The 12,485-nt window shown below is 71.8% G+C and carries 11 protein-coding genes and 1 pseudogene; 4 read left to right on the top strand and 8 right to left on the bottom strand.

Annotated elements, in window-relative coordinates; genetic code table 11:
* Window positions 1–33 precede the first annotated feature (33 nt).
* Window positions 34–234, top strand: coding sequence for a DUF5988 family protein (locus tag OG293_RS32425; protein WP_406002305.1), 201 nt, complete (start codon window positions 34–36; stop codon window positions 232–234).
* A 63-nt stretch (window positions 235–297) separates the two neighbouring features.
* Window positions 298–1,116 carry an alpha/beta fold hydrolase gene (locus tag OG293_RS32420; protein WP_406002304.1) on the top strand — a complete coding sequence of 273 codons (819 nt, stop codon included), beginning with the start codon at window positions 298–300 and terminating at the stop codon, window positions 1,114–1,116.
* Window positions 1,117–1,134: 18 nt separating this feature from the next.
* On the opposite strand, the gene paaN is transcribed toward OG293_RS32420, so the two are convergent.
* The 6 genes and pseudogenes from paaN to lnt all read right to left on the bottom strand — a co-directional run bounded on the left by paaN (window position 1,135) and on the right by lnt (window position 8,251).
* On the bottom strand, window positions 1,135–2,847 hold the full coding sequence (paaN, locus tag OG293_RS32415) for a phenylacetic acid degradation protein PaaN (RefSeq protein ID WP_406002303.1): 1,713 nt from the start codon (window positions 2,845–2,847) through the stop codon (window positions 1,135–1,137).
* Between the two features lie 6 nt (window positions 2,848–2,853).
* Window positions 2,854–3,825, bottom strand: a complete 972-nt coding sequence (locus OG293_RS32410) for a hypothetical protein (protein ID WP_406002302.1) — start codon at window positions 3,823–3,825, stop codon at window positions 2,854–2,856.
* Between the two features lie 35 nt (window positions 3,826–3,860).
* Window positions 3,861–5,300: an APC family permease gene (locus OG293_RS32405; protein WP_406003788.1), complete on the bottom strand. Its 1,440-nt coding sequence runs from the start codon at window positions 5,298–5,300 to the stop codon at window positions 3,861–3,863.
* A gap of 428 nt (window positions 5,301–5,728) precedes the next feature.
* Window positions 5,729–6,091 (bottom strand): annotated as a pseudogene (locus tag OG293_RS32400) (SDR family NAD(P)-dependent oxidoreductase); the annotation flags it as partial.
* 47 nt (window positions 6,092–6,138) lie between these two features.
* Complete coding sequence (locus OG293_RS32395) at window positions 6,139–6,621, bottom strand: NUDIX hydrolase (RefSeq protein ID WP_406002301.1); 483 nt, start codon at window positions 6,619–6,621, stop codon at window positions 6,139–6,141.
* Between the two features lie 10 nt (window positions 6,622–6,631).
* Window positions 6,632–8,251, bottom strand: a complete 1,620-nt coding sequence (lnt, locus tag OG293_RS32390; protein ID WP_406002300.1) for an apolipoprotein N-acyltransferase — start codon at window positions 8,249–8,251, stop codon at window positions 6,632–6,634.
* Window positions 8,252–8,548: 297 nt separating this feature from the next.
* Between lnt and OG293_RS32385 the strand changes: the two genes are divergently transcribed.
* Window positions 8,549–9,628 carry an O-antigen ligase family protein gene (locus OG293_RS32385; RefSeq protein WP_406002299.1) on the top strand — a complete coding sequence of 360 codons (1,080 nt, stop codon included), beginning with the start codon at window positions 8,549–8,551 and terminating at the stop codon, window positions 9,626–9,628.
* A 202-nt stretch (window positions 9,629–9,830) separates the two neighbouring features.
* On the opposite strand, the gene OG293_RS32380 is transcribed toward OG293_RS32385, so the two are convergent.
* Window positions 9,831–10,382, bottom strand: a complete 552-nt coding sequence (locus OG293_RS32380) for a hypothetical protein (protein ID WP_406002298.1) — start codon at window positions 10,380–10,382, stop codon at window positions 9,831–9,833.
* Window positions 10,383–10,479: 97 nt separating this feature from the next.
* Window positions 10,480–11,253 (bottom strand): glutamate racemase, encoded by a 774-nt coding sequence (locus OG293_RS32375; protein ID WP_406002297.1) that lies wholly within the window; start codon window positions 11,251–11,253, stop codon window positions 10,480–10,482.
* Between the two features lie 58 nt (window positions 11,254–11,311).
* On the opposite strand from OG293_RS32375, the gene OG293_RS32370 reads away from it, so the two are divergent.
* Window positions 11,312–12,484, top strand: coding sequence for a glycosyltransferase (locus OG293_RS32370; protein ID WP_406002296.1), 1,173 nt, complete (start codon window positions 11,312–11,314; stop codon window positions 12,482–12,484).
* Window position 12,485: the final 1 nt, after the last annotated feature.

The following is a 12,485-nucleotide window of genomic DNA, read 5'->3' as shown; positions in this document are numbered from 1 at the left end:
GCGCGCGGTCGCTCGGGTGGCAAGACTTGGGCTATGACAAACAAGGCGGTCCTCGAGGGAGGTCCGGACGATCTGCGGGAGCGGATCGTCCCGATCACCCCTCCCGGACAAGAGCTGAAGATTCCGCACCGCGGCGGGTTCGAGCACTTCAAAGTCACGTCGCGGCATCAGGACAGCCCGGAGGGACGGCTGACCGTGTACGAATGGTGGGAACGGACAGAGATTGCCGAGTAGGGCCGCCGCTCGGATCCCCCGATACCGCTCGGGGGACCACCGAGCAGGGCGAGAAAGGCCGCCATGACCACCATCTCCGTCAAGGCCGCGCCTCTGCGGAAGGGGCTCACGCTCCCTTACGCGGAGGCGGGCTACCCCCGCGGGACACCGGTTGTCTTCGTCCACGGCATCGCCGACTCGTGGTGGTCCTTCGAACCGCTGCTGAGACGCCTGCCCGCGTCCTTGCACGGCTACGCGCCCACCCAGCGCGGCCACGGCGACGCCGACCGTCCGCCCGACGGCTACCGCCCCGAGGACTTCGCCGCCGACCTGGTGGAGTTCCTCGACGCGGCCGACGTCGGCCGCGCCGTCCTCGTCGCCGCCTCCAGCGGCGGTGTGGCCGCCCGCATGGTCGCCGGCAGCCACCCCGACCGCGTCTCGGGACTGATCCTGCTCGGCGTCCCCGCCACGCTCGCGGACAAGCCCGCCCTGACGGGGATGCAGGGCACGATCGACGGCCTGACCGATCCGGTCCCCCGCGCGTTCGTCGAGGACTTCATGTCCGCCATGGTGAACCGCCCGGTGGCCAGGGGCTTCATCGAGACCATGATCGACGAGGCGCTCAAACTCCCCGCCCACGTCTGGCAGCAGACACTGCAGGGACTCCTCGAACCGGATCTCACCGCGACCCTCGCGGGCATCCTCGTGCCGACCCTGGTGATCTGGGGCGACCAGGACGACTTCCTTCCTCGCAGCGACCAGCAGATCATCCTCGACGCCATCCACGGCGCGCGCCTGCTCACCTACGAGGGCGTGGGCCATGCCGTCCACTGGGAGCAGCCCGAGCGCGTGGTCGCCGACCTCGTGGAGTTCGCGGCCCGGACGGTGCCCGCCGACCGGTGACAGGCCCCGGGTTCCGGGTCAGGCCTCGGCCGCGCTGATGCCCTGGATGCGCGCGGCCGGGCGCCTGGCCTGGACGACGCGGAACCGGCCGGTGATGAACGAGGGGTCGGCGAGGTCCGCGTGCGCGCCCGGCGGCACTTGCGCGTCGCAGAAGTCGCCGAACACCGCCGACTGGTCCATGAAGACGTTTCCGGCGAGGTTCTCCGACAGATGCACCCCGGCGTCCAGCGCCGCGGTCTCGACGGCCCCCAGCACCAGCGGGTCCGTCGAGTGGACCGTGGCGTACTGGCCTCCGTGCCGGCCCGCGGTACGGCGGAAGACATCGAGGCTGTGGGACGTCGATTCGGTGGCGATCACGAAGGAGACGGGACCGGCCCATTCGCGGGCGTACACCTGCTCGTCGTGCGCCTCCAGCCGGATGATCAGCGGAGTGCGGATGTCGGCCGCCGGATGGTCCGGATGCACCACGGGCGCGGAGGCATGGACCACCACACCGCGTCCGGCCGCGTACGCAAGCGAGTTGCGGACGCGGTCGCTGCCGAGCGCGCCCAGAATCCCCGCCGCGCGCCGCGGTTCGGCCAGCAGCCGCTTCACGGCGCGGCCCAGGTCGACGCTGAACCGGCCTATGGGTTTGTGGCCCTCGTCGGTGGCGATTCCACCGGAGGGCACGAGGATGTTCTGCGGCGCGGTGGAACTCTGTCCGCTGCACAGCGACAGGGAGAGCGCGAGCTCGCGCAGCATTCTGCGGTAGTTGTCGGTGGAGTCCACCAGCACCGTGTTGGCCCCGACGGGGGTGACGTGGACGGTGGCCTGGCGGGCGTTGCGGCGCAGCCAGTCCCCGAACCTGACCGAGCCGGTGAAGTCGATGACACGGATGTCGGGGTCGGTCGCGAGCCGGGACGCCAGCTGCTCGCCGGGCTTCTCCGCGGCCAGGGTCACCACGTTGGGGTCGTATCCCGCGTTCCGCAGGACGTCCCGGGCGACCTGGACGGTCAGGGCGAGGGGCAGAACCGCCCGCGGATGGGGCTTGACGATCACCGGGTTGCCGGTCACCAGGCTGGCGAAGAGGCCCGGATAGCCGTTCCAGGTGGGGAAGTCCGGGCAGCCGATGAGCAGCGACACACCGCGGGGGACGACGGTGCGGGAGCCGTCGAGGTCCGGTACGTCCACCCACGGCCGGCCGGCCCTTTCCGGGTGCCCCTCACCGTACGGGCCGGCCGGTGGGCGCGCCGAGGCGGCCAGCGCCCGGGCCACGGCCTCCAGTCCGCGGTCCTGCGCCTGCGGACCACCGGCCCGGTGTGCCGTGGTGTAGGCCTGGCCCGTCGTGTGGTGCAGCGCGTGCGCGATCTCGTAGCTGCGGTCGTTCAGTCGGCAGAGGATCTCCACCGCGAGACCCGCCCGGCGCCGCGGTCCCGCGGCGCGCCAGCCCGCCATCGCGCGCGCGGCCGCGCGCACCAGGTCCCCGGGTTCGGAACGGAGATAGCGCACGCCGAGGCTCTGTCCGTACGGGGACGACTCCGTCCCCACCCGGTCGCGGGCACCGGGCTGTCCCAGGTCGAAGTCCTGCCCGAGCATGGACCGGAACACCGCTCCCGCGCTGTGCGCCGCCCCTCTGCGACGGTCGACGGCACCGACGGGACCGTCGGTGAACGGGGTGAAACGCGCACCGCTCACCGCAGCCCGCACCGCCTGCTCCAGCAGGCCGCGCTCTTCGACAGAGCCGGTACGCATCAACGGTCAGCCTTTCCGGTGGTCCGATTGCTCCGCCGCGCGGGACGACCGATCGCGCCAGCGCACGTACTCCTGTTCCGCGTCGCCGGTGTACGACCAGGGCGCCCTGGTGGCCCGTCCTTGCAGCAGCTCGAAGACGGTCGCGGCCTCGACGAGGAGTCCGGCCTGGGCGAGTGCGTGGGCGAGGTGGTTGAGGTCGGCGACGTCCTGCGCCGCCTCGACGGGAGAGCGGACCGCTATCCAGCGCTCCATCGTCTCCATGAGGTCCCAGCGCTCCCCCGCCCAGTAGCCGACCATCGCGTGCGGGCTGGTCCCTTCGGTCTCGGTGCGGTGACGGAACTCCTCCGCTCGGGCGACCTGGGGCATGACCAGCAGGGGGGAGCCCGCCGGCGCGTAGACCGCGCAGTCGCGGGCGAAGGCGTAGGCCTGGCCGTGCGAGCCGTGCCAGCGCGCCGACATGTAGCGCAGCGCCTGATGGTGCGCCTCGCGGTGGTACGGGTCGCGGGCCAGCAGCTCCGACCACCACTGGTTCATGGCCTGGGCCCCGCGCTCGTACAGCCTCCCCAGGGTGATCAGCGAGACCCACGGGTGAGGGTCCTGAGGGTAGGAGTCGGCCGCGTTGAGACAGATGTGGGCCGCCCGGTCCAGGGCGTCCCGGCCCGGCATGGTTCCCGTGCGGGCGGCCGCGAAGAGGCGCATCACCTCGGTGTCCGCGCGGAGCACGAGGGCGTCCGCGCTTCTGGGCTGGGCGGTCTGCCAGGCCTCCGCGACCCGCTTGTCGGCAGCCGTGTGGGCGAGCAGCCGGATGCGGTGGCTGCGCCGGTCCCAGTCGCGGTGGGTGCCGGTCGCCAGCAGTTCGTGCGCGCCTTCCCAGCGGCCCATGACCATGTCCTCGCAGGCCGCGGAGAGCGCTTTGTCGCCGAAGGTCTGGTCGTACCGCGGTGCGGTGGTGCGTCTTCGTGTCCAGGCCATGGCCATGGAGGCGTCCTTTGATCAGAAGGCGGGGCTGGAGGTCAGAAGTCGGTGAGGAGTTCGTCCTGGTTCCGGGTGAGATGGACGGCGTGGCTCTCGTCGGAGTCCGCGCCCCCGTAGGAGTCGTCGACGAGGCGCGCGTGGTGGGCGTCCAGGCGCCCCGGCTCGAAGTAGGGACGCTGCCGGATCCATGCGGTGAGCATCGGCACGAGCCCCAGGGCGAGCGTTCCGAACCCGATGACCAGTGCCGCGGTGCTCAGCGATGCCACCGACTCGATCATGATCCAGAGCATGAACAGCGCACCGGCCAGCGGCCAGAGTCCCATCAGAAGGAAGTTGGACACGGAGTTGCGCAGCATCCTGCGGTGCACCACGACGGCGCCGAGTCCGGCGAGGCAGTAGTAGAAGGTGACGTGCAGACCCACGCCGCTGACCGCGTCCGAGAGCAGCGACTCGCCGGGCTCCAGCCGTACGGCCTCGACGATCGCGAGCGTGCCCGAGGCGACCGCGATGGTGGCGGTGGCCACCCACGGTGTGTGCCTCTTGGCATGGATACGGCCGAAGGCGGGCAGAAGCGTCCGGTCCCGCCCCATCGCGAACAGGGTCCGGCTGCCCTGGAGAAGGGCCGTCTCCAGCATGGCGACCGTGGACAGCAACAGGGCGAGCACCAGCAGGGTGCCGCCCACGCCGGGCCAGACCCGCTGGCCGAGTTCGATGAGAATGCCGTCCGTCGTGCTCGCCACGGCGGCGGGCGTCATGAGGACATTGATCGCGACGGCGATCAGTGCGAACAGCAGGAACGCCAGCACCACGCCGATGACCCCGCCGAAGCCGGAACCGCGCGAACCGCGCCGGGTCTCCTCACCCAGGTTGCTGGTCACGTCCCAGCCCCAGTACGCGAAGGTGGCGATCAGCGCGCCGGTGACGAAGGACTCCTGTCCGTCGAAGTGGCTGAAGCCGAACCAGGACATGGAGAACTCCGAGCCGCTCCCGTCGGCGAGCAGCGCGGACACCGCGAAGCCGACCAGCAGGAACAGCTGCACCGCGGTGATGACGGCCAGGGCGCGGGCGCCGATCCGGGCTCCGTAGCCCACGACTGCGGCCATCAGCAGGAACCAGCCCGAGCCGACGATCGCGGCGAGGACGGGATCGCCCACCAGGCTCGGCGCGACGAGCGACAAGGTGGCGTTGCCGGCGGGCACGGTGCTGGATGCCATGAAGACGGTGCAGGCGACCACGAGCGCCCAGCCGCACAGGAAGCCGAGGAAGGGGTGCAGTGACCGGGCGACCCAGCTGTAGGTCGCTCCCGCGTTGGGGTCGACACGGCCGAGCTGCCGGAAGGCGAGGGCGATCCCGATCACGGGTATCGCGCAGTAGAGCAGAGCTGCGGGGCTGGCCACGCCGACGACGGCGATCAGCGCCGGAATCGTGCCGGCGACCGTGTAGGCCGGACCACACCCCGCGATGGCCACGACCACCATGTCGTACGTGCTGAGGGCATCCGCCCGCAGGCCGCCTCCGGTGCCGGATCTAGTGCTCAACGGACGTGCCTTTCAAGAAGAAACACAACGGCGCAGCCGGCTGTGCTCGCCCAGGGGACGGCACGCCCGCCAGGGCTGACGAAGAGGTCAGGGGTGTGTGGTTTCAGCGACCCATGGGCCCACTGGCAGCCAAATGTCCGGCTGACCGTCGTGGACTCGGCAGATCCTGCCGAAATGAATGTCGATTTGCAAGAGCGCGAGCAGAGGAATATCCACATTCATGCGGTGATCGCCGTCAGTCGTCGTCTTGCGGCGGACGGGCCGCACCGGGTCGCGCTCCCGCCTGGCCCCCGTTCCGCCTCCTCTTCCGCCTCCTCCCCGGCGCGGGCACGCGGCTCCTCCCGGCACGATTCGACGTCCCGTTCCGGCGGCGTCCTGCCCACGGCCGTCGTCAGCCCCTCCGGGGCGCCGAGAAGTCCGCGGGCCCGCCCCCTTCCCGGACACGGGATTACCTGCCGTACGGGTGGTCGCGCCAGGCCTGTGATATCGACGATGCGCCCCCACCCCTGGGCGTACATGTGCGGCAGCGCGCCCCTGATGAGGCGGAACGGTGCCTCCAGCATCACGGTGAGCACGGCGTGGAAGACATCCGGCGGGAACTGTTCGATGGGCCGCACCAGTTGCAGTCCGGCATTGTTGACGAGGATGTCCGCACCGGCCGCCGCCGCTTCGGCGGCGGCCGGTGCGGACATCAGATCGAGGACATCGGGATCGACGGCCCCTGCCAGCCCTTCGAAGCAGTGATCACGCTCCGACCGATGTGGTCAGCACCCATACGTCACTGCCGACTCGTGGGCTGGAACCATGCCGGTCCCTCGGTCAGCGCCTGCTTGATCCGGAAGTGGGCGAATTCCTTGAGTTCCGGCAGTGCGTCCACGGCGAACCACCCGACTTCCAGCGACTCGTCGTCGTTGACACACGCCTCACCACCCACCGCCCGGCAGCGGAAGGTAATGTCCATGTACTGGCACCGGTCGCCGTTGGGGTAGGTGACGGGCTCCCGCAGCCCCTGGACCAGCACCACCCGGTCCGGGACACAGCGCACGGCCGTCTCCTCGTGCACCTCGCGCACGGCAGCCTCCGCCGGCTGCTCCCCCGGCTCCGGAATCCCGCCGATGATCGACCACTTGCCGGTGTCGGCACGTCTGCCGAGCAGCACCCGCCCCTGGTCGTCGAAGACGACGGCGCTGACACCCGGCAGCAGGAGCAGCTGATGGCCCGCGGTGGCCCGGATTTCTCGGATGAAGTCAGGGGTTGCCATGTCCTCGACCCTAACCGGCGTCGGTCGAGCCCCGCTCCGCCCTGCGCAGCCGCCCTCCCCGCACCGCGCGGGCGACGGCCCAGCCCACGCCACCCGCCGCGACCAGCACCAGAATCCCCTCCGGCCACGTCCCGAGCCGGGTGGCCGGGGTGAGCGAGGAACGCAGCGGCACCTTGGCGACCAGCGCGTCAGGAGTGAACATCTGTGTACGCTGGACGATCTTCCCGTCCGGCATGATCACGGCGCTGACGCCGCTGGTGACGGGGACGACAACGGAGCGCCCGTGTTCGACGGCCCGCACCCGCGACATCGCCAGCTGCTGATACGTCATCTCACTGCGCCCGAACGTCGCGTTGTTACTGGGTACGGAGATCAGCTGCGCGCCATGGGTGACCGTGTCACGCGCGGCGTCGTCGAACGCCGCCTCGAAGCAGGTGACCATACCGACCTTGGTGCCCGCAAGATCGAACACGCCGACCTTGCGGCCGGGGCCGAAGTCACGGCGGACCCGGTCGACGTCCGAGCTGAAGAGGCGTACGAAGGAGCGCATCGGGATGTACTCGCCGAACGGCTGCACATGGCGTTTGTCGTACGTGGTGACGGGGCCGCGCGCCGGATCCCACTCGATCAGTGTGTTGCGGAGCTTGCCGGTGTCGGGGGTGACCACCGCGCCGACGACGGTCGGCACCCCGATCGCCTTCACGGCGGCGTCGATGACCTGCCGGGCGTCGAGGTTGCGGTACGGGTCCAGATCCGAGGAGTTCTCCGGCCACAGCACGAAGTCCGGCTGGGCGGCCTTGCCCGCCTTGACGTCGTCGGCGAGCTGCTGCGTACGCCGGGCGTGATTGTCGAGGACCGCACGGCGCTGGGAGTTGAAGTCGAGCCCGAGCCGGGGCACGTTGCCCTGGATCGCGGCGACCGTGGCGGTGCCGTCCTCGGCGGAGTCGTCGACGAGGGGAAGCGCGGCCACCGCCCCGGCCACCGGAACGATCACGGCGAGGAGCGCGGCTACCACGGCGCTGCGCGGCACTACGCCGGTGCGCCGGCGTTCGAGGACGCGGCGGACGATTTCGTACAGTCCGAAACCGCACAGCACGACCGCGAAGCTGAGCATGGGCGTGCCGCCCACCGCGGCTAGCGGCAGGAAGACGCTGTCGGCCTGTCCGAACGCGATCTTGCCCCAGGGGAACCCACCGAACGGCATCCGCGCGCGGACCGCCTCGCCCACGATCCAGACGGCCGCGCCCCACACCGGCCACAGCGGCAGCCGCGAGACCGCGGCGACGCCCATGCAGGCGAGCGCGACGAACACCGCTTCCACGGCCGCAAGCGCCACCCACGGCACCGGGCCGACCTCCTCGCCCGTCCAGATGAGCAGCGGGAGCAGAAAGCCGATGCCCGCGAGATAGCCGAGACCGAACGCGGGGCGCAGCCGGCGGCCGTCCAGGCTCCAGCCGAGCAGGGCGAAGGCGGGCAGGGCCAGCCACCACAGGGGCCGCGGCGGGAAGCTCAGAAAGAGCATCACTCCGGACAGCGCGGCGGCACCGGGCCGCGCAAGGCGACGCGGCAGCGGGCGGCCCACGGCGGTAGCGGGCCGGGAGGTGTCGACGGTGGTGACAGTGGCGCTCACCCAGCGGAGTCTACGGCGAGTGACGGCGCCCCCGGCACTCCGGTCGGGATCACCGGCCGGGATGTGCGGTCGGGATGTTCGGTCGGGATCACCGGTCGCAATGTGCGGTCGCACTCACTGCCCGCGCTCGCGGGGGCGGCCGGTCCTGCCGGTCGACGGTCGGCCCACCCCTGCTGCAACGTTCCTGCGCAACCCATCCACAAACCCTGCCTCTGCCGTTACCGTGTGCGCCAGTCCTGCCACCGATCCCGGTTCGGCTGCCGCGGCAGGTCCGTCACAGGTCGGGGGGTCGACGGGATGGCTGCACCGGACAGCCGGTCCACCGCGCCGGAGCGCGGCCGGGCGACCGATATCGCCGGCGTGCTCGTCCTCGGCGGATGCGCCGTGTGGTCGCTGATCAGCGCGGCCGGCCGCGAGGCGAGACCCGAGGGCGTCCTGCTCGCCGTGTTCGCCGTCGCCGCGGGATACGCCTGCGGTCGCATCAGCGGCACACTGCTGCCCGTCACCGCGGCCTCCACCGCGGCGCTCGCCGCGCTCGGGCTGGCGATCGCCTCGGGGCAGGGCGTGCCCGGTGCGACTGCCGGAGCCGCCACCCAGCCCGGCCACACCGGAGCGTCCGCCGCCCTGCTGGTCCTGGCCTCGGGCGCCGCATGCTGCGGCGCATCGGCCGCCCGTCCGCCCGTGCTCCGGTTCGCTCTGCGGTTGCTGTCCCTCGCCGTCGCCCTCACGGCGCTCGCGCTTGGCTCCGCGGCCGGGTTCGCGGGCGCGCTCGGCGTACTGCTCTGCTCGCTCGCGGCGGTACGGATGCACCGGCGGACGCTGGCCATCGGTGGTCTGGCGGTCGCCGCAGGGCTGGTGGTGGCCCTCTCGTGGGGCGTGGCCGAGGACGCGCTGCCGGACGGGCTCACGGTCTCCCTGGAGGGCCAGCTCACCCAGAACCGTGTGGCACTGTGGCAGGACGCGGTCTCGCTCGCCAAGCGGGATCCCGTACGGGGCATGGGCCCCGACCGCTTCGGCAGGCTGAGCGGGATCGCTCAGCAGTCCGTTGGCTCGGACGGCAAGCCGCACTCGGCCTCGCTCCAGCAGGCGGCCGAGCAGGGGGTGGTGGGGGTGACGCTGCTGGGGGCGGCGTTCAGCTGGATGCTCTACGGCCTGTGGCGCTCGCCCCGCTCGACACCGGTGGTGCTGAGCGCGGGGGCGGCGCTCACGGCACTGGCGATGCTGGCGAACGTCGGCAATGCGCTGAGCTTCGCTCCGGTGACTGCGGGCGCGGGGCTGCTGGCAGGTCTCGCGATGGCGCGCGTGACGAGCGGGAGCCCGATGGCGGAGGACCGGCACGAGTCACCGCAGTCCGAGACGGGCAGCCGCGCGTTCTGAACGGTCCCGGACGCCGGTGGACTGGCCCTGCCGGGTTCGTACGAATGGGTGATCGACCCCTCCGGCGGTGCGGGGCGCCCGTCGGCCGGGTGCCCCGCGGCCCGGTCCGAAAGACAGAGCCTTGGGCGTCAGCACCTGGCTGGCGCCTTTCGTTTGGATCTTGCCGGCTCGCACCGATCCGGCCCGGTCCAAACGAAAGACCCTAGGGCCGGGCCGCCCCCGCGAGGAGAAGCCGGTCACGGATCGCCCGCACCGCGGATTCGGCGTCGTCCACCGTCACCGTGAACGTTCTGCCGTCACCCAGCATGACGATCAGGCCCTCACCCCGGCGCACAATCACCGCCGTGCCCTTCTCCGGACGCCAGCGGTAGCCCCAGCCGCCCCACTGCCGAGGGGTGACCCTGGCGATGAATTCCGCGCCCACCACGTGGGAGAGCGGAATGCGCCTGCGGGGGACACCGATGTGGCCGCAGCGCACCTCCACGGCGTCGCTGTCCACCTTGACCGCCACATGGACGAACGCGAGGGTCCCGTAGAGGATCAGCAGCCCCACCGCGACACAGCCGACCACGGACATCAGCCACGCAACGATGCCCGAGGTCCAGTCGGTGTCGACGGCCAGCTCGATCCCGAGCGCCATGCAGGCCGCGCCGACCGCGGCGAACAGCCACTGCCCGCGGTTGGTCGCACGGCCGGTCCAGATCGCTGGATGGGGTTCTGGCGTATGCCCCGAAGCGCGGTTGGGGTCCGTCATGTCTAGCAGAGTACCCAGCTTCCGGCAGTCCGGCATGGACTTGGACAACTGGACCGGACAAGCGGGTGGGCCGCCCTCCGACCTGCCCCGATCACCGTCAGTGTGCGGGAATCACCGCCTGGAGGAGGCGTCCTTCGGCGTAGCTCAGAGCCTGGTCGGGCAAGGCGGAGGCACGGCCGCTGAGGAGGACGGTGAGGCGGCTGCCCGGCTCGGCGTCGGGGGCCGGTCCTGCGCCGATCCTGCGCAACGCCTGCGCTGCGACCGCCTCGGCCGAGCCGTACAGGGCCACCATCCCGCCGACAGCGGCCTGGATCTGCCCGGCGACGAGCTCGTAATGGGTGCAGCCCAGGACGACGGCCCTTACATCAGTGGGCGTGAGCGCCGCCGCCGTGGCCACGGCGGCGGCCACGGCACTCTCGTCGCCGTGCTGCACGGCGGCCGCGAGCCCGGGGCAGGGGACCTCGGTGACGGAGACCGAGTCGGCGAAGTCCCGGATGAGACCGCGCTGATAGGGGCTGCCGGTCGTGGCGGGTGTGGCCCAGATGGCGACAGGACCGCCGCTCGCCGAGGCCGGCTTGATCGCGGGGACCGTACCGACGACGGGGATCGCGGGCTCCAGCTCGGCCCGGAGCGCGGGCAGGGCGTGCACCGAGGCGGTGTTGCAGGCGACGATCAGCGCGTCGGGGCGATGAGCGGCGGCGGCGCGGGCCACGGCCAGAGCACGCTCGGTGACGTCGCCCGGGGTGCGCGGGCCCCAGGGCATGCCGTCGGGGTCGGAGGAGAGGACCAGATCTGCGTCCGGCCGCAGCCGGCGCACCGCGGCGGCCGCCGCGAGGAGGCCGATTCCGGAGTCCATGAGCGCGATCTTCACCCGGTCACCATAGTCGACTGCCCTTGGGTCACCGGCGCGGTGGGGCAGACTGCGGCAGATGAGCGCCGTTGCCTGGACCGCCGTGGGATCACTGGCCGCATGGGGGTGGCTGCTGCTCGGACAGGGCTTCTTCTGGCGTACGGACCAGCGGCTGCCGCCGAGCGAGGCTCCGGCCCAGTGGCCGGACGTTGCCGTCGTGGTGCCCGCGCGGGACGAGGCCGAGGTGCTTCCGGTCAGCCTGCCCTCGCTGCTGGCGCAGGACTATCCCGGCCGCGCGGAGATCATTCTGGTCGACGACGGCAGTACGGACGGCACGGGCGAGGTGGCCCGCGCCCTGCGCGAGCAGCTGGGCGGGCTGCCCCTGCGGGTGGTCCCGCCCGGTGAGCCGGAGCCGGGCTGGACGGGCAAGCTCTGGGCGCTGCGGCACGGCATCGCGCTGGCACGGGCCGGCAAGCCCGAGTTCCTGCTGCTGACCGACGCGGACATCGCACACGAGCCGGACAGTCTGCGCGCGTTGGTGGCGGCGGCCCGTACGAACGGCCTGGCCCTGGTCTCCCAGATGGCCCGCCTGCGGGTGGCGAGCGGCTGGGAGCGGCTCGTGGTCCCCGCCTTCGTCTACTTCTTCTCGCAGCTCTATCCCTTCCGCCGGGTCAATCGCCCGCAGGCCCGGACGGCTGCCGCCGCGGGCGGCTGTGTCCTGCTGCGCGCCGAAGCCGCCGAGCGCGCGGGCGTACCGGAGTCGATCCGGCAGGCGGTGATCGACGATGTGTCGCTGGCGCGGGCGGTGAAACGGTCGGGCGGCAGGATCTGGCTGGGGCTCGCCGAGCGGGTGGACAGCGTGCGGCCGTATCCCCGCCTCGCGGACCTGTGGCGGATGATCTCGCGCAGCGCGTACGCCCAGCTGCGGCACAGTCCCGCGCTCCTTGCCGGGACGGTGCTGGGGCTCGCGCTGGTCTACCTCGCGCCGCCCGTCGCGCTGTTCGCCGGGGTGCTGGAACAGGACGCCGCCGCGGGCTGGGCCGGGGGCCTTGCCTGGGCGGTGATGACGGGCACGTATGCGCCGATGCTCCGCTACTACGGGCAGCCGCTCTGGCTCGCGCCGCTGTTGCCGTTCACCGCACTGCTCTATCTGCTGATGACGGTCGATTCCGCCGTACAGCACTACCGCGGCCGGGGAGCCGCCTGGAAGGGGCGTACGTACGCACGCCCCGAGGCGGCTCCCGACCGGTGAG

Source organism: Streptomyces sp. NBC_00829 (assembly GCF_045161795.1).
Taxonomy (GTDB): domain Bacteria; phylum Actinomycetota; class Actinomycetes; order Streptomycetales; family Streptomycetaceae; genus Streptomyces.
The sequence above is the reverse complement of the archived record's forward strand: the minus strand, read 5'-3'. Positions and strand labels throughout refer to the sequence as shown.

Bases quoted from the DNA above. Each gene is read 5' to 3' on its own strand.
- OG293_RS32425 (WP_406002305.1), top strand. From the start codon at position 34: ATGACAAACAAGGCGGTCCTCGAGGGAGGTCCGGACGATCTGCGGGAG.
- OG293_RS32420 (WP_406002304.1), top strand. From the start codon at position 298: ATGACCACCATCTCCGTCAAGGCCGCGCCTCTGCGGAAGGGGCTCACG.
- paaN (WP_406002303.1), bottom strand. From the start codon at position 2,847: ATGCGTACCGGCTCTGTCGAAGAGCGCGGCCTGCTGGAGCAGGCGGTG.
- OG293_RS32410 (WP_406002302.1), bottom strand. From the start codon at position 3,825: ATGGCCATGGCCTGGACACGAAGACGCACCACCGCACCGCGGTACGAC.
- OG293_RS32405 (WP_406003788.1), bottom strand. From the start codon at position 5,300: ATGGTGGTCGTGGCCATCGCGGGGTGTGGTCCGGCCTACACGGTCGCC.
- OG293_RS32395 (WP_406002301.1), bottom strand. From the start codon at position 6,621: ATGGCAACCCCTGACTTCATCCGAGAAATCCGGGCCACCGCGGGCCAT.
- OG293_RS32385 (WP_406002299.1), top strand. From the start codon at position 8,549: ATGGCTGCACCGGACAGCCGGTCCACCGCGCCGGAGCGCGGCCGGGCG.
- OG293_RS32380 (WP_406002298.1), bottom strand. From the start codon at position 10,382: ATGACGGACCCCAACCGCGCTTCGGGGCATACGCCAGAACCCCATCCA.
- OG293_RS32370 (WP_406002296.1), top strand. From the start codon at position 11,312: ATGAGCGCCGTTGCCTGGACCGCCGTGGGATCACTGGCCGCATGGGGG.